Annotated in this window: 17 protein-coding genes, 1 tRNA gene and 1 rRNA gene; 9 read left to right on the top strand and 10 right to left on the bottom strand. The window is 57.4% G+C overall.

The window, feature by feature from the left end; all coding sequences use genetic code 11:
• Positions 1–6: 6 nt before the first annotated feature.
• Together proC and BMZ36_RS12660 are read right to left on the bottom strand one after the other, a co-directional pair.
• The gene (gene proC, locus BMZ36_RS12665; RefSeq protein WP_091197307.1) at positions 7–825 is read right to left on the bottom strand and encodes a pyrroline-5-carboxylate reductase; all 819 of its coding nucleotides are present in this window, start codon (positions 823–825) and stop codon (positions 7–9) included.
• The gene (locus BMZ36_RS12660) at positions 822–1532 is read right to left on the bottom strand and encodes a YggS family pyridoxal phosphate-dependent enzyme (RefSeq protein WP_091197304.1); all 711 of its coding nucleotides are present in this window, start codon (positions 1530–1532) and stop codon (positions 822–824) included. Before BMZ36_RS12660 ends, proC begins: the two co-directional genes overlap by 4 nt.
• A gap of 34 nt (positions 1533–1566) precedes the next feature.
• On the opposite strand from BMZ36_RS12660, the gene BMZ36_RS12655 reads away from it, so the two are divergent.
• On the top strand, positions 1567–2610 hold the full coding sequence (locus BMZ36_RS12655) for a type IV pilus twitching motility protein PilT (protein ID WP_091197299.1): 1044 nt from the start codon (positions 1567–1569) through the stop codon (positions 2608–2610).
• Between the two features lie 6 nt (positions 2611–2616).
• On the top strand, positions 2617–3753 hold the full coding sequence (locus BMZ36_RS12650) for a PilT/PilU family type 4a pilus ATPase (protein ID WP_091197294.1): 1137 nt from the start codon (positions 2617–2619) through the stop codon (positions 3751–3753).
• Between the two features lie 305 nt (positions 3754–4058).
• On the opposite strand, the gene lgt is transcribed toward BMZ36_RS12650, so the two are convergent.
• Genes lgt through BMZ36_RS12630 form a run of 4 tightly spaced genes read right to left on the bottom strand, consistent with a single transcriptional unit; the run spans position 4059 to position 10548 of the window.
• Positions 4059–4850, bottom strand: coding sequence for a prolipoprotein diacylglyceryl transferase (gene lgt / locus BMZ36_RS12645; protein ID WP_091197290.1), 792 nt, complete (start codon positions 4848–4850; stop codon positions 4059–4061).
• The gene (gene uvrA / locus BMZ36_RS12640; RefSeq protein ID WP_177187882.1) at positions 4844–7693 is read right to left on the bottom strand and encodes an excinuclease ABC subunit UvrA; all 2850 of its coding nucleotides are present in this window, start codon (positions 7691–7693) and stop codon (positions 4844–4846) included. The genes lgt and uvrA overlap by 7 nt, the downstream gene beginning before the upstream one ends.
• A 56-nt stretch (positions 7694–7749) precedes the next feature.
• Positions 7750–9666 carry a sensor domain-containing diguanylate cyclase gene (locus BMZ36_RS12635; RefSeq protein WP_091197288.1) on the bottom strand — a complete coding sequence of 639 codons (1917 nt, stop codon included), beginning with the start codon at positions 9664–9666 and terminating at the stop codon, positions 7750–7752.
• A 9-nt stretch (positions 9667–9675) separates the two neighbouring features.
• Positions 9676–10548, bottom strand: coding sequence for an ABC transporter substrate-binding protein (locus tag BMZ36_RS12630; RefSeq protein WP_245747926.1), 873 nt, complete (start codon positions 10546–10548; stop codon positions 9676–9678).
• A 255-nt stretch (positions 10549–10803) separates the two neighbouring features.
• On the opposite strand from BMZ36_RS12630, the gene BMZ36_RS12625 reads away from it, so the two are divergent.
• The 3 genes from BMZ36_RS12625 (at position 10804) to infA (ending at position 12156) form a co-directional block, all read left to right on the top strand.
• Positions 10804–11283 carry a single-stranded DNA-binding protein gene (locus tag BMZ36_RS12625; protein ID WP_091197283.1) on the top strand — a complete coding sequence of 160 codons (480 nt, stop codon included), beginning with the start codon at positions 10804–10806 and terminating at the stop codon, positions 11281–11283.
• A 296-nt stretch (positions 11284–11579) separates the two neighbouring features.
• Complete coding sequence (locus BMZ36_RS12620) at positions 11580–11786, top strand: cold-shock protein (RefSeq protein WP_091197279.1); 207 nt, start codon at positions 11580–11582, stop codon at positions 11784–11786.
• 109 nt (positions 11787–11895) lie between these two features.
• On the top strand, positions 11896–12156 hold the full coding sequence (gene infA / locus BMZ36_RS12615) for a translation initiation factor IF-1 (RefSeq protein WP_091197430.1): 261 nt from the start codon (positions 11896–11898) through the stop codon (positions 12154–12156).
• A 386-nt stretch (positions 12157–12542) separates the two neighbouring features.
• Here the strand turns inward: infA and BMZ36_RS12610 are convergent, their stop codons facing one another.
• A complete protein-coding gene (locus BMZ36_RS12610) occupies positions 12543–13106 on the bottom strand; it encodes a hypothetical protein (protein WP_091197274.1) in 564 nt (187 codons plus the stop codon).
• 272 nt (positions 13107–13378) lie between these two features.
• Between BMZ36_RS12610 and BMZ36_RS12605 the strand changes: the two genes are divergently transcribed.
• A complete protein-coding gene (locus BMZ36_RS12605) occupies positions 13379–13594 on the top strand; it encodes a hypothetical protein (RefSeq protein WP_091197269.1) in 216 nt (71 codons plus the stop codon).
• A gap of 606 nt (positions 13595–14200) precedes the next feature.
• Positions 14201–15157, top strand: coding sequence for an SPM autocatalytic domain-containing protein (locus BMZ36_RS12600; RefSeq protein ID WP_091197265.1), 957 nt, complete (start codon positions 14201–14203; stop codon positions 15155–15157).
• 287 nt (positions 15158–15444) lie between these two features.
• Here the strand turns inward: BMZ36_RS12600 and BMZ36_RS14825 are convergent, their stop codons facing one another.
• A complete protein-coding gene (locus tag BMZ36_RS14825) occupies positions 15445–15579 on the bottom strand; it encodes a hypothetical protein (RefSeq protein WP_281242254.1) in 135 nt (44 codons plus the stop codon).
• A 199-nt stretch (positions 15580–15778) separates the two neighbouring features.
• Between BMZ36_RS14825 and BMZ36_RS12590 the strand changes: the two genes are divergently transcribed.
• Positions 15779–17458, top strand: coding sequence for a P-loop ATPase, Sll1717 family (locus tag BMZ36_RS12590; protein WP_091197259.1), 1680 nt, complete (start codon positions 15779–15781; stop codon positions 17456–17458).
• Positions 17459–17674: 216 nt separating this feature from the next.
• On the opposite strand, the gene ettA is transcribed toward BMZ36_RS12590, so the two are convergent.
• Both ettA and BMZ36_RS12580 read right to left on the bottom strand, forming a co-directional pair.
• A complete protein-coding gene (gene ettA, locus BMZ36_RS12585) occupies positions 17675–19342 on the bottom strand; it encodes an energy-dependent translational throttle protein EttA (protein WP_091197256.1) in 1668 nt (555 codons plus the stop codon).
• A gap of 80 nt (positions 19343–19422) precedes the next feature.
• A tRNA-Leu gene (locus tag BMZ36_RS12580) sits at positions 19423–19507 on the bottom strand.
• Between the two features lie 414 nt (positions 19508–19921).
• Between BMZ36_RS12580 and BMZ36_RS12575 the strand changes: the two genes are divergently transcribed.
• Positions 19922–19985: ribosomal RNA gene (locus tag BMZ36_RS12575) — 16S ribosomal RNA — on the top strand; the annotation flags it as partial.

Below are 19985 nucleotides of genomic sequence, written 5' to 3'. Positions count from 1 at the left end.
CTCCGCTCAGGGTTCCATGTCTCGGCCGAATTCCTCGCCCAGTTCCCTGGAGCGGGCGGCTGCAGCCGCTGCGGCGGCAATGATGGTGGCGCGCAACTGGCTGTTCTCGAAGGCGTTGATGGCGCGTTCGGTTGTCCCTCCCTTGGAGGTGACCTTGGCGCGCAGCGTGGCGATGTCGTCCTCGGATTCCTGAGCCAGTTTCACTGCGCCGGCAAAGGTCTGGTAAGCCAGCTTCTTGGCTGTTTCCGGGTTGAACCCCTGTGCGCGTGCGGCAGCCTGCAGCGCTTCCATGAAATAGAACACATAGGCCGGGCCGGAGCCGGAAATCGCGGTGATGCCGTCCATGTCGGTTTCGTCATCGACCCAGACGAATTCGCCGATGGCCGAGAGAATGCGTTCGGTCAATTCTCGATCGTCGGCGGTCACAGCCGGGGCGGCGTAAACGCCGGACATGCCGGACTGGATCAGCGCCGGGGTGTTGGGCATGACGCGCACGATGCGCGGCTGGGGAGCAAACCACTGCGCGAGCGTTTCGGCGCGGATCCCCGCCGCAACCGAAATGACCAGCGCATTGCCCAACGACGGGGCGACGGCTTCGGCAACAGCACGGAACTGCTGCGGCTTGACGGCGAAGATCACGGCATCGCTGGCGGGAAGCGGAGCTCCCGGCTCGGCGGTGCTGATGCCGAATTCGTTTTCCAGGTGTGTGCGGCGGGTCGCATCGGGATCGACCACATGGATCTGCCGTCCAGTGAAACCGCGTTTCACCATGCCGCCGATCATGGCGCTTGCCATGTTGCCGCCGCCGATAAAGGTAATTTTCATGCTTGTGTCTCTTGTTTTATGTAATCGCGTGCGCCGAAGATGGCGGTTCCCACGCGGACATGCGTGGCGCCTTCGGCAATGGCGAGCTCCAGATCGCCCGACATGCCCATCGACAGCGTATCAAGCTCGAACCCGTGCGTATTCAGATCATCGCGCAGCCGGCGCAGAAGCGCAAACTGCCCGGCCAGTTTGTCCGTGTCTTCCGTGGATTCCGGAATGGCCATCAGCCCGCGCAGTTTCAGTCTGGGCAGGGCGGTAACCGCTTGCGCCAATGCCACAACGTCTTCCGGTTCACAACCGGATTTGCTGGCCTCACCTGAGACGTTGACCTGAATACAGACCTGAAGGGGAGGAAGGTCGGCGGGGCGCTGTGCATTTAGGCGTTCGGCGATTTTCAGCCGCTCGATGCTATGGACCCAGTGCGCACGTTCCGCGACCGAACGGGTCTTGTTGCTCTGCAATGGCCCGATGAAGTGCCAGACAAGCTCCGGGCAATCGGCCAGCGCTTCGTGTTTCTCGGTGAACTCCTGGACATAGTTCTCTCCGAAATCGCGCTGCCCCAGTGCGTAAAGCTCGCGAACGCTGTCGGCCGGGAAAGTCTTGCTGACTGCGACAAGCCGGACGTCCGTGGTTACGCGCCCGGCTTTTCCCGCAGCTTTCCCGATGCGTTGCAGCACGCCTTGCCATGCGGAGAATAACGTTGCCATAATGATCCTGACCGGATAAGAGGACGAATTATAAATGGAAATTGCAGAACTCTTGGCTTTTGCCGTCAAGAACAAGGCCTCCGACCTGCACCTCTCGGCCGGGTTGCCTCCCATGATCCGTGTGCACGGTGATGTTCGCCGCATCAACCTGCCGCCGATGGATCACAAGGACGTGCATGATATGGTGTACGACATCATGAACGACGGACAGCGTAAGGTGTATGAAGATACGCTGGAGTGCGATTTCTCGTTCGAGATCCCCAATCTCGCACGTTTCCGCGTCAATGCGTTTGTCCAGCAACGCGGCTCCAGTGCGGTGTTCCGTACTATTCCCTCGAAGGTGCTGACGCTCGAAGAGCTGAATGCACCGCGCATATTCCAGGAAATTTCCCAGAACCCGCGCGGGCTGGTGCTGGTGACCGGACCGACCGGCTCGGGGAAATCCACCACACTGGCGGCGATGATCAACTTCATCAACGAAAACGATTACGGCCACATCCTTACTGTGGAAGATCCGATCGAATTCGTGCACCAGTCCAAGAAGTGCCTGATCAACCAGCGCGAAGTCGGCCCGCATACGCTGTCGTTTTCCAACGCGCTGCGTTCCGCCTTGCGCGAAGACCCTGACGTGGTCCTGGTCGGCGAAATGCGCGATCTGGAAACCATCCGTCTCGCGCTGACCGCGGCCGAAACCGGCCACTTGGTGTTCGGTACCCTGCACACCAGCTCCGCAGCCAAGACCATCGACCGGATCGTCGACGTGTTCCCGGCCGCGGAAAAGGAAATGGTGCGCTCGATGCTGTCCGAATCGCTACGCGCGGTGATTTCGCAAACGCTGCTGAAAACCAAAGACGGCACGGGCCGCGTGGCGGCACACGAGATCATGATCGGCATCCCCGCCATCCGTAACCTGATCCGCGAGAACAAGGTGGCGCAGATGTATTCCGCGATCCAAACCGGCCAACAGCACGGCATGCAGACGCTGGATCAGTGCCTGTTGAGCCTGGTGCAGCGCAATGTGGTTTCGGTGGCGGAAGCACGTACCCGTGCCGCCAATCAGGACAATTTCAAGGGTTAAAGTGATATGGAAAAGGAACAGGCAGCGAAATTCATGCAGGACCTGCTGCGCCACATGCGCGGCAAGGGGGCATCCGACCTTTTCATCACCGCGGATTTCCCTCCGGCGATGAAGATCGACGGCCGGGTCACGCCGGTTTCCAACCAGATACTGACGGCACAACACACCAAGGAATTGACGCGCGCCATCATGAACGACCGGCAGGCCGAGGAATTCGAGGCGACCAAGGAATGCAACTTCGCCATCAGCCCCGGCAATCTCGGTCGCTTCCGCGTCAACGCCTTCTTCCAACAAGGCCGCATCGGCATGGTGCTGCGCACGATCAATTCCGAGATCCCGACGCTCGAAGAACTTGGGTTGCCGCCGGTACTGAAAGACATCGCCATGACCAAGCGCGGGCTGGTGATCTTCGTCGGCGGCACGGGGTCGGGCAAATCGACCTCGCTCGCGGCCATGATCGGCTACCGCAACAACAATGCCCACGATCACATTGTCACCATCGAGGATCCGATCGAGTACGTGCACGAGCACAAGAAGTCGATCATCACCCAGCGCGAAGTCGGCGTGGATACCGATTCGTGGATGAGTGCACTGAAGAACACCCTGCGCCAGGCGCCGGACGTGATTCTGATCGGCGAGATCCGCGACCGCGAAACCATGGATTACGCGATTGCCTTTGCCGAGACCGGCCACCTGTGCATGGCCACGCTGCACGCCAACTCATCGAACCAGGCGCTCGACCGCATCATCAACTTCTTCCCCGAAGAGCGTCGCCAGCAATTGCTGATGGATCTGTCGCTCAACCTGAAAGCCTTCGTTTCGCAGCGCCTGATTCCGCATCGTTCGGGGAAGGGGCGCGTAGCGGCGGTCGAAGTCATGCTGAATTCGCCGCTGGTCTCCGAGTTGATCTTCAAGGGCGAGGTGCACGAGATCAAGGATCTCATGAAGCGCTCGCGCGAAATCGGCATGCAGACCTTCGACCAGGCCCTGTTCGAACTCTTCGAATCCGGGCGTATCAGCTACGAGGACGCGCTCCGGAATGCCGATTCGGTCAACGACCTGCGCTTGCAGATCAAGCTGGAAAGCTCCAACTCCAAGAACCGGGATGTGTTCTCGGGAACCGACCACCTAGATATTGTGTAGATTTGCAGTATTGCCAAAGGTAGCTTGATCCGCGCTGCATGCAGCACGACCCGCCCTGGAAGGCGCCGAGAAGCGCAGCAAGGCGCGGGAATTCGGCGAGCACTGTTTGAGGCCGCAGGCCGAGTTGCGCAGCCGCCGCGCTTTACGAGCATCGCAGGGAACCCCGCAGGGGCGCCGGAGCGGGCTCGCCTAGAGGTGAAGGGGATTTGGCGAGACAAATCCCTTTCCCGTCAGCCGGGCGGAACCGGCCCTAAATTCTGCGCCGCAGGCGCATAAAAAATCTTCAAGTAGACGGTATTTCCGGCTCAGGCTGTTTTCTTTTGGATCGACCACACCCACAAGCCAATCCCCGCCGCGATCATCGGCGTGCTTAGCCACTGACCCATGCTGATGATGTCCGATTGCCCGAAGATACCGGCGTCCGGCGTGCGGAAATACTCGGCGATGAAGCGGAAGCTGCCGTAACCCATGAGGAACACGGCGGAAACCTGCCCGGTGGGGCGCGGCTTGCGTGCGAACAGCCAGAGGATGACGAACAGCGCCAAGCCTTCCAGCCCGGCCTGGTAGAGTTGCGATGGGTGGCGCGGCAGTGCATCGACCTTGGGGAAGACCATCGCCCAAGGCAGGTCGGGCGAGGCCACTCGCCCCCACAGTTCGCCGTTGATGAAGTTGCCGATGCGCCCGGCTGCGAGCCCGGTCGGCGCGAGCGGTGCGACGAAATCGCCGGCCTGCAGGAAAGTAATCCCCTTCTTGCGCGCGAACAGCGCCACAGCGAGCAACACGCCGATCAGCCCGCCGTGAAAGCTCATCCCGCCCTGCCAGATCGCCAGAATCTCGCCCGGATGCTGCCAGTAATAGGCGGGCTGGTAGAACAGCACTTCGCCCAGCCGCCCGCCGAGGATGACGCCGGCCACGACCCAGGTCAGGAAATCGTCGAGCTCCTGGTTGGTCCACCCGCAATCGGGGTGCTGCTTGATGCGGATGCGGCCCAGCGCGATGAACAGCGCGAAGCCGATGAGGTACATCAGCCCGTACCAGTGCAGGGAAACCGGGCCGATATGCACGGCGACGGGGTCGAATTGCGGGTGGATCAGCATGGATACAAAACTCGTTTCAGGTAATGGCCGGTATGGCTGGCCGGGTTGTTCGCCACGTCTTCCGGTGTGCCGCAGGCGATGATCTGTCCGCCGCCCGCGCCGCCTTCCGGCCCGAGATCGACGATCCAGTCGGCGGTCTTGATCACGTCGAGATTGTGCTCGATGACGACGATGGTGTTGCCGTGCTCGCGCAGGCGGCGCACCACGGACATCAGCAGGTCGATGTCGTGGAAGTGCAGGCCGGTGGTGGGTTCGTCGAGGATGTAGAGCGTGCGCCCGGTGTCGCGCTTGGAGAGCTCCAGCGCGAGCTTCACGCGCTGCGCTTCACCGCCGGAGAGCGTGGTCGCGGATTGTCCGAGGCGGATGTAGCCGAGGCCGACATCCATCAGCGTTTGCAGCTTGCGCGCGACCGCCGGGACGGCGCTGAAGAATTCCAGTGCGGTTTCGACCGTCATTTCCAGCACTTCGGTGATGTTCTTGCCTTTCCAGGTCACTTCCAGCGTTTCGCGGTTGTAGCGTTTGCCATGGCAGACGTCGCACGGCACGTAGACGTCGGGCAGGAAGTGCATCTCGACCTTGAGCACGCCGTCGCCCTGGCAGGCTTCGCAGCGCCCGCCCTTGACGTTGAACGAGAAGCGCCCCGGCCCGTAGCCGCGTTCGCGCGACATCGGCACGCCGGAAAACAGCTCGCGGATCGGGGTGAAGAGGCCAGTGTAGGTCGCGGGGTTGGAGCGGGGCGTGCGGCCGATCGGGGATTGATCGACGTTGATGACCTTGTCGAAGTGGTCAAGCCCTTCGATGGCCTCGTACGGTGCCGGTTCCTCGCTCGCACCGTTGAGGTCGCGTGCGGCGATCTTGTGCAGCGTGTCGTTGATCAGCGTCGATTTGCCCGAGCCGGAAACGCCGGTCACGCAGACCATCAGCCCGACCGGCAGCGCCAGATCGACCGATTTCAGGTTGTTGCCGGTCGCGCCTTTCAGAAACAGCCACCTGTCCGGATCGGGCGCATGGCGGGAAGCGGGCGTTTCGATGCGGCGCGCGCCGGACAGGAACTGCCCGGTGATCGAACGCGGTTCGTCCATGATGTCTTGCGGCGTGCCCACGGCGAGCACTTCGCCGCCGTGCTCACCCGCGCCGGGACCCATGTCCACCAGGCAATCGGCGGCGCGGATCGCGTCCTCGTCGTGTTCGACCACGATCACCGAGTTGTCCAGATCGCGCAGGTGGCGCAGGGTGCCGAGCAGTCGGTCGTTGTCTCGCTGGTGCAGGCCGATCGAGGGTTCGTCGAGCACGTACATCACGCCGGTCAGCCCGGAGCCGATCTGGCTCGCAAGGCGGATGCGCTGCGCCTCGCCGCCCGAAAGCGTATCGGCCGAGCGTTCCAGACACAGGTAATCAAGCCCGACGTTGACCAGAAAGCCGAGCCGGCTGCCGATTTCCTTGACGATTTTTTCGGCGATCTGCGCCTTGGCGCCTTCGAGCTTCAGCTCGTTGAAAAACGTGGCGCAGTCGCGCAGCGCCATTTGCGACAGCGTGTGCAGGTTCTGCCCGCCGACGCGCACGTGGCGCGCTTCCTTGCGCAAGCGTGCGCCGCCGCAATGCGGACAGGCCTGGTTGTTCTGGTATTTGGCGAGTTCCTCGCGCACGGCGATGGAATCGGTTTCCCGGTAGCGGCGTTCCAGGTTGGGAATGATGCCTTCGAAGGCATGGAGGCGTTCCTGCCGGTAGCCGCGCTCATTGAGGTAGGAGAATGCGATCTGCTCCTTGCCGGAACCATGCAGAATGGCTACCTGGGTGGCTTCCGGCAGGTCGCACCAGGGCGTGTAGACATCGAAGCCGTAATGCGCAGCGAGCCCCTGCAACAACTGGAAGTAGAACTGGTTGCGCTGGTCCCAGCCCTTGACCGCGCCGCTGGCGAGGCTTAGATCCGGGTGCGCGACCACGCGCCTGGGGTCGAAGAAGGTGATCTGTCCCAAGCCGTCGCACTTGGGACAGGCGCCCATCGGGTTGTTGAACGAGAACAGTCGCGGTTCGAGTTCTGGCAGCGAGTATGAGCAGACCGGGCAGGCGAACTTCGCCGAGAACCAGTGTTCCTGGTTGCTGTCCATCTCGACGGCAATTGCGCGGCCATCGGCGTGGCGCAACGCGGTTTCGAACGATTCCGCGAGCCGCTGTTTCAGGTCGGGGCGGGTTTTGAGGCGGTCGATGACGACCTCGATGGTGTGTTTCTTGTTCTTGTCGAGCTTCGGCGTTTCGTCGAGCTCGAATACTTCGCCGTCGATGCGCACGCGCACGAAGCCCTGCGCGCGCAGCTCGTCGAAAAGATCGGCGTTTTCGCCTTTGCGGCCGACGATCAGCGGCGCCAGGATCATCAGCTTGGTGTCTTCCGGCAGCGCAAGCACGTGATCGACCATCTGGCTCACGGTCTGGCTCGCAAGCGGCTGGCCGTGCTCCGGGCAGTAAGGCGTGCCGACGCGGGCGAACAAGAGACGCAGGTAATCGTGGATTTCCGTGACCGTCCCCACGGTCGAGCGCGGGTTATGGCTGGTGGCCTTCTGCTCGATGGAAATAGCCGGGCTCAGACCTTCGATCAGGTCGACGTCGGGCTTTTCCATGAGCTGCAGAAACTGGCGCGCATAGGCCGACAACGATTCGACGTAGCGGCGCTGGCCTTCCGCATACAGCGTGTCAAAAGCGAGTGAAGACTTGCCCGAGCCGGACAACCCGGTGATGACCACCAGTTTGCCGCGCGGAATGTCGAGGTTCACATTTCTGAGGTTGTGCGTTCGTGCGCCGCGGATTCGGATCATCGGCTGGTCGGGCTGGGTGGGGCGGTAAGTCATGGTGCTGCGGCTGCTTTACGGGTAACCCGTGAATGTACCAGATCGGCGGCGTCAAATCAGGATCGCTGTTTGGCAGTTTTTGCATCGGATTGAGCGACTCTTCCGGCTGCAGCCAACTGATGCGATGCCTCCATGTCGTAGTGGTAGAAACGGAAATGGTTGCGTCCGTGATGTTTTGATTGGTACATGGCAACGTCCGCGCGGTGGATCAGAACCGAAGCATCCTCTCCGTGGTCGGGATAGAGCGCGATGCCGATGGAAGGGGTGACTTCAAGACTGTGCCCTTCGATTTCGTACGTAACGCCGATATTTCTGACCAGTTTTTCCGCGACGCTGCGTGCATCCTCGGCATCTTCGATTTCGTCGATCAGCAGCAGGAATTCATCCCCGCCTTGCCGGCAGACCGTATCGGTTGCGCGCACGCTGTCGTGCAGACGTTCGGCGACCATTTTCAGCAGCAAGTCGCCAATGTGGTGACCGAGGGTATCGTTGATGGATTTGAAATGGTCCAGATCGAGAAACAGCACGGCCAGCCGTCCGCCGTGGCGCTGCAGGCGCGCGATGGCCTGGTCGAAGCGGTCCTGGAGCAGCCGGCGGTTGGGCAGTCCGGTCAGGAAGTCGTGTTCGGACAGGAAGCGGAAGCGTTCGCTGACCTTGCGTTCCGTCGCGTCGGAAAAAACGCCGATATAGTGGGTCACGACGCCCGACTCGTCGGCCACGCAAGAAACGGTGAGGAAGGCTGGATAGATTTCTCCGCTTTTGCGACGCAGCGACGCTTCGCCAACCCAGGGGGAGTTGACTGTGACCGTCGACCACTCGGGGCCGGGGGCGGATTCGCTCTTGTCCGCGCAGAGCAGATCGGGCGAATGACCGATGACCTCGCTCGCCGCATAGCCGGTAATCTGGGTGAAGGCCCGGTTCGTCGAATAGATGTGCCAGTCGGCGGTCGCGATGAAGATGGCTTCGGCGCTGGATTTGAAAACTTGTGCAGCGAGCCGCAGTTGTTCGTCGGCAGCCTCCTGAATCCGGGCCGAGCGCAGCAGGCGCTTGTAAACGAAGACCGAGATGCCGATGACCGCGATGACCGATGCACCGATCAATGCCAGCATCATGCGCAATTGCTCGTTCCACTGTGCAAGCAGTCGGTCGCGCTCCAGATGGACGTGCATGGTGAACGGAAAGTTGCGCGAGGCATGAAAAGCCGTCAGGAACGGACGACCGTCAAGGTCGTGTTCCAGCGTGCCATATGAGGTTCGGGCTTCGAGATCGAGCAGGAAGTCTGGATGCGAGGCACCGGTTTTCTGCCGCTCGTTGGAGGAAAGAAGCACCGTCTGGTCGATGCGTATGAGTTCGGCGTAGCCGGTCCGGGCGTGAACGTGTTTGCTGAAGTGGTTGATGAAGTAGTTTGTGTTGACGGAAGCCAGCAGTGTGAAGGTTTGCCTGTTGATGGAAACGCTGCGCATGACGGGCAGAAATACCAGTTCGTCCGGTTCCGCGGGATGGGCAGGGCTGATTTCCTTGCCGTTGGCGATGTCCCGGCCCGACCATGGCCGGCCGATCCGCAGGATTTCTCCGGGCATGTCGGATACCGGCAGGAAATGGCTGGTATCGACGATTTTGCCGATGTTGCCGGGATTCGAGCTGGCATAGATGCGGCCTTGCCCGTCGAGCAGGGACAGGGAGCGCAGGTGCGGTGCGTTGCGCAAGGCCAGCGTGAAAACATCCAGCCCGGGATGGGTCGATTCCTGCAGGGCGGGAATGTTGCGTAGCGTCAGGTCAATGTTGTGGAAACTCTGCGTGAGATAGTCTTCAAATGAAGCCGCCAGCAGCGAAACCAGTTCCAGTCCGCTTTCGATCTTCTGGCGCTGCATGCGTTCCAGAACATAGCCGCTGGCGACCAGCATGAGGGTGACGAAGCCGGCAACGCAGGCGATGAACAACTGGCGTATTTTGCGGTCGCGGAAATCGAGCATGGCGGTTTCTCAGTTCGGTCTGTCCAGAACAATCGGTTCCAGACCATTTTTTCTGGCTGCTTGCCGCAACCGGCCATCTTGCTTGATGGTCTGGACAAAACGTTCGATTCGGGCGTACCAGGTGTCGTCTCCTTTCTGTACGGCATAGGCATAGGACGTGAGGTGAAACGTGGACGCGGGCTCAATCAGCCTGGCCCAGTCGGTGGTTTCGAGCATGCGTCGGCTGTAGGGATAGTCTGTCATGAAAACGTCGGCCCGGCCGGATTCGACCTCCTGTTCGCGCGTGCCGGGCGGTGCCACGACCAGAAGTGCGGCCTGCTTCAGTCTTTCCTTCATGACCGGTTCATGCAATGTGCCCTTGGCTACGGCCACGATCACACCGGGCTTGTCGATATCCTGCCAGGTTTTGATGCGGCGGTTCGAGCGGGTCGTGATCGCGTAGATGTCGCTTTGCAGGTAGGGCTGGCTGAAGCGCAGTTTCTCGGCGCGGTGCGGCAGGATTCCGATGGCAAACATGGCGATGTCGCAGCGGTCCTGGGTCACGTCGTCAATTACTCTGGTGAAATTGCTGTCCACGAAGGCTGGCTTGACCCCCAAATCGCTTGCCAGCGCATGGGCGAGGTCGATGTCGATGCCGGACAGCACGCGGGTCATGGGATGGCGATAGGTGATGCCATAGTACTCAGGCCAGATGCACACCCGAAGCGAACCCGTGGCAAGGACTCGTTCCAGCCGGCTGGATTCTGCTGCAGCAGGCAAGGCGCAAGCGAGCATCAATCCGGACAGGCAGACTTGCAAAAGTCGCGCACGCCAAGTCAAGAAGAATGTTTGCTTGGAGAATCGGCTGCTTGTCATGGTCGCGGCGGGATGGGCTTCTCGCATGATCTCTCCTGTATTCGGCGCCCCCTCTGAATGAGTCTCTTTCTTGAGGTCGAAGGTGCCTTTATTGTCAGCATAGAAGTTGTCCGGTTATTTGCGTCAGGCATTTTTTCTATTCGGGGGATAGAAGGGCTCAATCGGAACGGCGGATTATGCCGATGAAATCCCCCGAATTTTGCACATGGTCTGCTAAACTGCGGCAGGTTGAAGGCGCGCCAAATTGCGCGTCCAAGTCATTATGTGAGGAGACAACTGAACATGGCATCTCTCAACAAAGTTTTGTTGATTGGCAATCTGGGGCGCGACCCGGAAACCCGCTACATGCCGTCCGGCGGCGCGGTGTGCAATTTCAGCATCGCCACCACCGAGCGCTTTACCGACAAATCCGGCCAGAAGCAGGAAAAAACCGAGTGGCACAACATTGTCATGTACGGGAAATTGGCCGAAATCGCCCAGCAATATCTCAAGAAGGGCTCGTCGGTTTACGTCGAAGGCCGCCTGCAAACCCGCAAGTGGCAGGACAAAAACACCGGCGCGGATCGTTACAGCACTGAAATCATTGCCGACCAGATGCAGATGCTCGGCGGTCGCGGTGAGCGCGGCGGCATGCCGGCCGGCGGCGACGACTTCAACCAGGAATACACGCCAGCCCCTCAGGCCTCCCGCCCGGCGCAAGGTGCCCCGGCATCCCGCCCGGCCAGCAAGATCGACGATTTCGAGGACGACATCCCGTTCTGATGTGCCCAGGCATGCAGTTTCACCGAGCCCGCGAAATCGCGGGCTTTTTTGATAAGCTGCTTTGAGCGGTTTTTTTACCAAAACCCCCAAAAAAACCCGGAAAATGCATTCCGTTGCGCTGTTGGCGAAAAAAAGCCTTGCATTCGCCTGCTTTTAAGCGCAGAGTCCGGTTCTGCGAAGTTCGAGTTGGTTTCTAGTTTGTCTGCGCCTGTTCTGGTCCGTCATTCCTGCTCTACTTGATCCTCGCCCCAATGGGGCTTTCCCCTTTTTAAAATTCAATATCAGGAATTAATGACATGGCTAACGGCACCGTAAAATGGTTTAACGACTCCAAAGGCTTCGGCTTCATCACCCCGGACGAAGGCGGCGACGATCTGTTCGCGCACTTCTCCGCAATCCAGAGCAACGGCTTCAAGACACTGGCTGAAAATCAGCGCGTGACTTTCGACGTGACCACTGGCCCGAAGGGCAAGCAGGCTTCGAATATCCGCATCGCTGAATAAGCAACTGCGGCTTCACGTCTGTACCCGAGCCCGGCTTGACCGGGCTTTTTTTATTTTTCATTTGAACAATACAAGGATTGGGTTGCCCGAAGGGCAGTCCATGAGCGTGATGGCCAAAGAAGACCTTATTGAAATGAACGGTGTTGTCACGGAAGTGCTGCCTGACAGCCGTTTCCGGGTAAAACTGGAAAACAGCCACGAGCTCGTGGCCTATACCGCCGGCAAGATGAAGAAGAACCATATCCGCATTCTGGCTGGCGACAAGGTGACGCTGGAGCTTTCCCCCTACGATCTGACCAAGGGGCGCATTACTTTCCGCCATATCGAAGGGCGGGGCAGCTACACCCCGCCGCCGCGTCGCCGTTTCTGACCGCTTCCTATTCTTCAAAAAGGGGCTAGGCAGCCCTAAGTCGTTCACCGAAGAAAAGTGAGCGGCATTTTTCTTGATCAGCGCTGTATGCAGCACACCCTGCCCTGGAAGGCGCCGAGAAGCACAGCAAGGCGAGGGAATTCGGCGAGCACTGTTTGAGGCCGCAAGCCGAGTTGCGCAGCCGCCGCGTCTTGCGAGCATCGCAGGGAACCCCGCAGGGGCGCCGGAGTGGGCTCGCCTGGGGGTGAAGGGGATTGGGCGAGAGACAAATCCCCTTCCCGTTTGCCGGGCGGAACCGGCCTTAAACCCTGCGCCGCAGGCGCATACAAATCACTCAAGTGAACGACATTAGCCAGATAGCCCCTTGGGGCTGGCGGTTCTTTCGTTCAAATCGCCCCGTGGATTTGCCGCTTGGCGTCCGTCACCAAGCCCTGGGCTTCTTCCCAAGCCAGTTCCGGGGCCTTGCTGCGATGGTCGAGCAGCGCGGAGTAGATCGTCATGACCTTCTCCCCGCCGCTCTGGCCCTTGAAATCGCCTTTTTCCAGCCCCAGGGTATCGCATAGCTCGGTCCAGACCGCCCCTTCCGGCAGTGAAACCACCTCGACCGGAATGCCGGCCATGCAGGTTTGGAAACTCTTGGCCGCATCGATCACGAACAGCATCAGCCGTGTTTCCGGCGTGATATAGGCCGCATACATTTCCAGCAGCGCCGGCAACTCGGCCAACTCGTCCAGCGAACCGATCAGAAGTGTCAGCTTTTCGCCATTGGCGAGCGCCACAACTTGTCGCATTGCCGACACCGGCGGCTTGCGGCGGCCGGCTGCGTCCGCCACCTCGCCCTCCACCAGAACCAGATCGCCGCGATAGGCGGAATAGCCGGGCTTGCCCGCGGATTCCTTGAAGTTGGTGTTCAACAGCAGACCGTCTTTTTCAAAAGTATCGAAAATCATGGAGCACCTGTTTGCATGAGTTAGGGGGAGTTGTCGCGGCGTTATTGCTCAAGGCCGCGTGCCACATCCTTTCTTTTGCAATTTCCGGGCCAGCACATTTTTGCCTCGCTGGATGTCAACCGGATGTTGCGCCGCAGCGTTTAGCTTCCATGCTGGAAACATCAGTTTGATAGTTACAGGTTATCGGCTAATTAATGAGAATCAATTTCACAAGGCAACAGGCTTGGCTCAGAATGAGATCAAGATGCAAAAGGCTGGAAAGGAGAACCGTCATGAACCGCAAACCGGATAACCACGGCACACATGCCGTAAATGCTTGCTACGGCAAATTCTTCTGCCGTGTATCCGCTCGCCAGTTACTGGGTGCTGCTGTTCTGGTTGCCGGCTGGGCATTGGTCATGGCCGACCTGATCGGAACCACACCATCCGGCGCACCTGCGTCGTCGCAGCTCGTCCAGCAAATGGTCTGGAACCCCTCGCCGAAGTGAGGGCGGACGGCCGGGCGATGACAGCCCCCATGCAACACAAACCAAAAAGCCTTAATGCCGTTCACTTAAGAAAAGTGAGCGGCATTTTTCTTGATCAGCGCTGTATGCAGCACGCCCCGCCCTGGACGGTGCCGAGAAGCACAGCAAGGCGCGGGAATTCGGCGAGCACTGTTTGAGGCCGCAGGCCGAGTTGCGCAGCCGCCGCGTCTTGCGAGCATCGCAGGGAACCCCGTAGGGGCGCCGGAGTGGGCTCGCCTAGGGGTGAAGGGGATTTTGCGAGACAAATCCCTTTCCCGTCTGCCGGGCGGAACCGGCTGTAAACCCTGCGCCGCAGGCGCATAAAAATCCTTAAGTGAACGACATTACCCCAAGCGGGTGGCATTTCTCATGGCTGAGCCGGCCATGCTTTAGCCGTCATAGCGGCGCAGGCATTATCTGAGATCGGTAAAAGATCATGAACAGGTTCCAAGACCATTGCGCCCCTGCGGTCGTGAAAAAAGCATCTGCAGCGCCAACACTCCGCTCGGCACGGGATATGCAAGACATGCTTTGTAAGTCTGCGGTTTTGCCGCCGGCTTGCATCGTCTTTCACTCCCGGAGTCCACCATGAAAATCATCGATAGCCAGGTTGCACTGGGTGCAACCCGTAGTTTTCAGCGCAGTGAAATCAGCGAGCTCACTTTCCACATCGACTATGCCAGCCTCCGTGCGCAAGCCGCCGAGCGCCAGGCGGCCGCCGAAAACAGCGAGCAAAAAGTCCAATCTTTGCGCTTCAAGCTGGCGCAAAAGCTCATGCAGCTCTTGTTCGCAGCATGCCAGGCAGAGCGGGGCAAAGCCCCGGATGGCCAAGCGGCCGCAGCGGCAAAACCGGCCGCGCCCAGCGGCAATGCCCTGCCGCTGCAGCCGCTGGGCGGGAAAGTCACCCTCATCATCGATAGCGTCATCACCGAAACCGAATCCGCCTGCTACAGCGCCTGCGGCCGGGTCAAGACCGCCGACGGGCGCGAGATCAGCTTTGCCAGCCAGATTGAACTGGCGCGCAGCAGCCGCAGCGAAACCCACGGCGAAATCGCCATGCTCGACCCGCTGGTGCTCAACTACGCCGCCGCCAGCGCCTCGCTGGCTGGGCAAACCTTCAACTTCGATCTGGATGCCGACGGCGATCAGGAAGCCATCAGCCAACTGCACGCTGGCAGCGCCTTTCTGGCGCTGGATAAAAATGCCGACGGCAAGATCGGCGACGGTGGCGAGCTGTTTGGTGCCACCTCCGGCGATGGCTTCGCTGATTTGGCCCAATACGATGGCGACCACAACGGCTGGATCGACGAAGGCGACAGCGTCTACGCCCAGCTCAAACTCTGGCTGAAAGACGACAGCGGCCAGGACAAGCTTGCCAGCCTGAAAGACATGGGCATAGGCGCGATCTATCTGGATCAGGCCCGCGCCGACTTCACCCTGCAAGACAAGCAGCAGCAAACCCGCGGCAAGCTGCGCGCCAGCGGCGTGTATCTGACCGAAGCAGGGCAAGCCGGCAGCATCCAGCAACTCGATCTGGCGGCATGATGCCGCCAGCCCCAGACGCCGCTGCAATGCGGCGTTTTTTGCATTGGCAAAATAGCCACAGGTTTATTGGCGAGCTTTTGTGGTTTTCACGAAGCGCACGCGAAATGATTTTTGGAGGGGTATTCCGGTGAAAACCGGCATCCAACCAAAGCAATTGACGTGATTCAGCGCGGGTCAACGATCCGCCCTGCAGTGCGCCGGTTCGATATTTCACCGTCATGCATGGGGGCAAGTGGCATGGGTTTCACAGACGTCTTGTCCGGCTTTCTCTAAAACGGCTAGAATGCTTACAAAATCGCAAAGAGGTGGCCGGGCATGGCGCGCAAACGCAAGGATTCCGGGCTGCTGGAAATCGCGCTGCATGGCCGGTGGCCAGTCGCAGCAAGCATTTCAGGCGGCGCATTGGCGCTGGCGTACATCATATTGCCGCAGATCCTGCGCGGCAGGGCCGTAGGTCCGATTTGCGTAGCGTATTCGCCCTATGCCATGCGTCCGATTACGCTACGCAAATCGGACACCTACGCGGGCTGCCGGGGGCGGTGGCGATGTGATGATGTAGAATAATTTGTTTAGGTTTATTTCTTGATTCAGCAAATTTTTTTAATTAAAAATTGATATATTATGTCTAATGTAAAAAACAGTCTGAAAGACCCGTTTCCAAAGGAAAATTTGCACCTCATAGATTTAGGTCATGCGGATGGTCATAGAGATAAAAATACTGAAAATACATTTATTACCACAAAGGCAATAAATCAATTTAATCTTGATAGGCACTCGATAATTATTGGTCCTTATGGTACAGGTAAAAGTACATTATTTAAGTTGCTTAAGTCGAACAGTAAAATTCTTGGCCCTTATGTTGATAGATTGGTGGTTCCTGTAGAGGAGCAGATCCAGTTTGATGAGTTAAGAAACTTGTCTGAGTTATATTTCTCTAATATATCAAAAAGGTTGTTGTACCAACTTGTTTGGAAGTTGCATATTTGCAAGCAAATTTGCAAGAAGATTTCTACCCTTGAAGGGTTTCCTCGGACAAATAATGAAAAATATTTAAATGAATTTCTCAGTAGGGTTGGGGTGGAAGATGGGGATAAATCAATAACGAAAATTTTGAAAGATTTGTGTACGTCAATATCTTTTAAGATTAAAGCGAAAATTACTTCAACCCCGATTGAGGTCGAGGTTGGGAGAGAAGGTAAGGGTAGATCTAAGCCCACAATGGAGATTAATCTTGAGAATGTTTTTGATAACATACTAAGGTCTTTGGGTGATCGTTGTAATTCGGCTTTGGTCATAATAGATAAGCTAGATAAATTTGTAACAAATGAAGATTATCAGACGCAGAAAGAATATATTGAGTCTTTGTTGGAAGTGGAAGACGACCTTCAGTCGAGTTGTAGTATAGGTTTCAAGATTTTTCTTAGAAGTGATCTATATCACAGGCTTAATCTTTCGTCTCTTGGTCCAGATAAGGTTAGTGATAATACATTGAAACTTTGTTGGAGCTCTGAAGAAATATCATCGTTCATTGCAAAGAGGCTTTTTGTTTCTTTGATTGATGCAAATATATGGAAGCTGGAGGAACTTGCAGAGTCAACGGATTTGTCTGATATGCATTTGCGTTGGCATGATAAAGTGTGTGCATCAAGAAATAAAAGTGGGTTTGTGTATAGGTTGGCATTGTTTTGGAGAAGGTTTTTTGTAAAAAAGAGGTCTACTTCACTTTTTGATAAGATTGATTGTGCGATTTTTAGTATTTTGTTTGATGAGAAAATTGTGCATGCTTGTGAAGGTGGCGGTAAAGAATCAATTAGTATAAGAGATTTCATTAGAACGCATTTTCTTGATGGTCATGATGCTTGTACTCCTAGGCATATTCTAATTTTTCTTAAAAAAGTAATTTGCGAGACTATTGAATACTACAGAATAAATCCTGATTTAAATGCGCATACTCAACCAGTAAGCACTGGATGGGGGTGGGGGATTTTTAGTAAAGAAATTGTTTATAGTGCATACTGCGCGGCAAAAAAAGAATATGTTGAAAATGTTGTGCGAATGGATGAGAAATGGACTAGAAATTTTTCTGAGTTGGTTGATAAATTAAAAGGTAAATCTATGCTTGATTATAAATGGATTTGTCAAAATATTAGTGCGCCTTCTCTGAGTGGGGATTTTGTCGGGTTTTTGTCCTTTCTTGAGGTTATTGGTTTTCTTAAGGTGAAAGAGAATAATGTTGATATTAAAAAAAGAAAGTACGTTGTTCCAATAATTTATAAGCAATCTTTTGTCGCTAAGGGGTGATTACGTTTTTTAGTTGATATCCGATGCCTCTATGTGCGCGTAGGTCGGAAGAACGCGGCCCATTCCGATTTCAGTAATTATGTGCCGGATGGCGCCTGCGGATTATCTGGCCTGCATGGCAATGCTGCAGGATTCTGGATCGAGCTCGGCACGACAGCCAAAACAAAAATGCCACCGATTTTCCGGTGGCATTTTTCATTTCCAGTATCAATCCAATCAGCGCGTGACCGGCTTGTAGCGAATCCGCTTCGGCTTGGCACCTTCTTCGCCCAGGCGCTTGCGCTTGTCGGCTTCGTATTCCTGATAGTTGCCGTCGAAGAAGGTCCACTGGCTGTCGCCTTCGGCGGCGAGGATATGCGTGGCGATCCGGTCGAGGAACCAGCGGTCGTGGCTGATCACAAACACGGTGCCGGCGTATTCCAGCAGGGCATCTTCCAGCGCGCGCAGGGTTTCCACGTCGAGGTCGTTGGACGGCTCATCGAGCAGCAGCACGTTGCCGCCCTTGAGTAGCGTCTTGGCCAGATGTAGACGGCCGCGTTCGCCGCCGGAGAGCATGCCGACCTTCTTCTGCTGGTCGCCGCCCTTGAAGTTGAAGCGGCCCAGATAGGCACGGCTGCTCATTTCAAATTTGCCCACCTGCACCAGCTCGGAACCTGCGGCTACATCTTCAAAGACGGTCTTGTCGGCTTCCAGACCTTCGCGGGTCTGCTCAACAAAGGCCATCTGCACGGTCTGGCCGATTTCGATTTCGCCGGAATCCGGTTGTTCCTTGCCGGCGATCATCTTGAACAGCGTGGATTTACCGGCACCGTTCGGGCCGATGATGCCGACAATCGCGCCGGGCGGGGCGTTGAAGCTGAGGTTGTCGATCAGCAAGCGGTCGCCAAAGCTCTTGGAAACACCCTTGAATTCGATCACCTTGTCGCCGAGGCGTTCGGCGACGGGGATGAAGATTTCCTGCGTTTCGTTGCGCTTCTGGTGTTCAACGCTGGAAAGCTCTTCAAAGCGCGCTAGACGCGCCTTGGACTTGGCTTGGCGGCCTTTGGGGTTCTGGCGCACCCATTCGAGTTCCTGCTTCATTGAGCGCATGTGGGCGTCTATCTGCTTGTTTTCTTGCTCCAGTCGGGCTTCCTTCTGTTCCAGCCAGGAGGAATAGTTGCCCTTCCAGGGGATGCCGTGTCCGCGGTCGAGTTCCAGAATCCATTCGGCGGCGTTGTCGAGGAAGTAGCGGTCGTGGGTCACGGCGACCACGGTGCCGGGGAAGCGCACGAGGAATTGCTCCAGCCATTCGACCGATTCGGCGTCGAGGTGGTTGGTCGGCTCGTCGAGCAGCAGCATGTCGGGCTTGGAGAGCAAGAGCTTGCACAGCGCCACGCGGCGCTTTTCACCGCCGGAGAGGTGGCCGATCTTGGCATCCCACGGCGGCAGGCGTAGCGCGTCGGCGGCGAGTTCCAGTTGCAACGCGGTGTTGTCGCCCGCGCCGGCAGAGATGATCGCTTCGAGGCGAGCCTGTTCTTCGGCCAGCGCATCGAAGTCGGCATCGGGCTCGGCGTAGGCGGCATAGACTTCTTCGAGGCGCTTCTGCGCGTCCATCACATCGCCCATGCCGGATTCGACTTCCTCGCGCACGGTCTTTTCCGGATCGAGTTGCGGTTCCTGCGGCAGGTAGCCGATCTTGGTGCCGGCCAGATGCTGCACTTCGCCGTCGTATTCTTTATCCACACCGGCCATGATGCGGATCACGGTGGATTTACCCGAACCGTTCAGGCCCAGCAGGCCGATCTTGGCACCGGGGAAGAAGCTGAGGGAAATATCCTTAATGATCTGGCGTTTCGGGGGGACGATCTTGCTCACGCGGAGCATGGACATGACATATTGGGCCATTGCTTATATAGGTATGTGGTTGGCAATGGCGCAAGTGTAGCAAAAGGGCGTGCGCGTGGGGCGCTTGGGGAAGGGGATGATGGTGCCCGGGACGGGAATCGAACCCGTACAGCTTGCGCCGAGGGATTTTAAGTCCCTTGTGTCTACCAATTTCACCACCCGGGCAGAGAGGCGGATTCTAGGTTTTGTTGGTGCAAGATACAAGCCCGCGCGTTTTTTATAGCCGCCGCTGCAGCGATCCACTGATTTGAGGGCGGGAAGTGTTTTTGATGAATCCTTGCGGATCAGGGGTTTATCGACTTTGTGGCGATAAAGGTGAGAAGAAGGTGTTGACGGGTTTGGGGTGGGTCGGTATAGTTCGGCCTCTCTGCTGCTGACGCAGCGAAGTTTGAAGCGCGAAGGACTGATTTTACAGGGTTTTTCGGGTGGACAACAACGATCTTTAACAGAATGCAACCGATGAGTGTGGGTATCTGATTGGGTAACCAAAATTGATACCTGCACCAAGAAATACAGCGAATGGCTCGCAAGAGTCATCGCCAGTAATAACTTTGTGCATGGATCGAACACTTAGTATTTCAACTAAAGAGTTTGATCCTGGCTCAGATTGAACGCTGGCGGCATGCTTTACACATGCAAGTCG

Source organism: Formivibrio citricus (assembly GCF_900115065.1).
Lineage (GTDB): Bacteria > Pseudomonadota > Gammaproteobacteria > Burkholderiales > Chitinibacteraceae > Formivibrio > Formivibrio citricus.
The sequence above is the reverse complement of the archived record's forward strand: the minus strand, read 5'-3'. Positions and strand labels throughout refer to the sequence as shown.

Bases quoted from the DNA above. Each gene is read 5' to 3' on its own strand.
- BMZ36_RS12620 (WP_091197279.1), top strand. From the start codon at position 11,580: ATGGCTAACGGCACCGTAAAATGGTTTAACGACTCCAAAGGCTTCGGC.
- BMZ36_RS12610 (WP_091197274.1), bottom strand. From the start codon at position 13,106: ATGATTTTCGATACTTTTGAAAAAGACGGTCTGCTGTTGAACACCAAC.
- BMZ36_RS12655 (WP_091197299.1), top strand. From the start codon at position 1,567: ATGGAAATTGCAGAACTCTTGGCTTTTGCCGTCAAGAACAAGGCCTCC.
- BMZ36_RS12660 (WP_091197304.1), bottom strand. From the start codon at position 1,532: ATGGCAACGTTATTCTCCGCATGGCAAGGCGTGCTGCAACGCATCGGG.
- lgt (WP_091197290.1), bottom strand. From the start codon at position 4,850: ATGCTGATCCACCCGCAATTCGACCCCGTCGCCGTGCATATCGGCCCG.
- ettA (WP_091197256.1), bottom strand. From the start codon at position 19,342: ATGGCCCAATATGTCATGTCCATGCTCCGCGTGAGCAAGATCGTCCCC.
- BMZ36_RS12650 (WP_091197294.1), top strand. From the start codon at position 2,617: ATGGAAAAGGAACAGGCAGCGAAATTCATGCAGGACCTGCTGCGCCAC.
- proC (WP_091197307.1), bottom strand. From the start codon at position 825: ATGAAAATTACCTTTATCGGCGGCGGCAACATGGCAAGCGCCATGATC.
- BMZ36_RS12625 (WP_091197283.1), top strand. From the start codon at position 10,804: ATGGCATCTCTCAACAAAGTTTTGTTGATTGGCAATCTGGGGCGCGAC.
- infA (WP_091197430.1), top strand. From the start codon at position 11,896: ATGGCCAAAGAAGACCTTATTGAAATGAACGGTGTTGTCACGGAAGTG.
- BMZ36_RS12590 (WP_091197259.1), top strand. From the start codon at position 15,779: ATGTCTAATGTAAAAAACAGTCTGAAAGACCCGTTTCCAAAGGAAAAT.
- uvrA (WP_177187882.1), bottom strand. From the start codon at position 7,693: ATGACTTACCGCCCCACCCAGCCCGACCAGCCGATGATCCGAATCCGC.
- BMZ36_RS14825 (WP_281242254.1), bottom strand. From the start codon at position 15,579: ATGATGTACGCCAGCGCCAATGCGCCGCCTGAAATGCTTGCTGCGACT.
- BMZ36_RS12605 (WP_091197269.1), top strand. From the start codon at position 13,379: ATGAACCGCAAACCGGATAACCACGGCACACATGCCGTAAATGCTTGC.
- BMZ36_RS12630 (WP_245747926.1), bottom strand. From the start codon at position 10,548: ATGCGAGAAGCCCATCCCGCCGCGACCATGACAAGCAGCCGATTCTCC.
- BMZ36_RS12635 (WP_091197288.1), bottom strand. From the start codon at position 9,666: ATGCTCGATTTCCGCGACCGCAAAATACGCCAGTTGTTCATCGCCTGC.
- BMZ36_RS12600 (WP_091197265.1), top strand. From the start codon at position 14,201: ATGAAAATCATCGATAGCCAGGTTGCACTGGGTGCAACCCGTAGTTTT.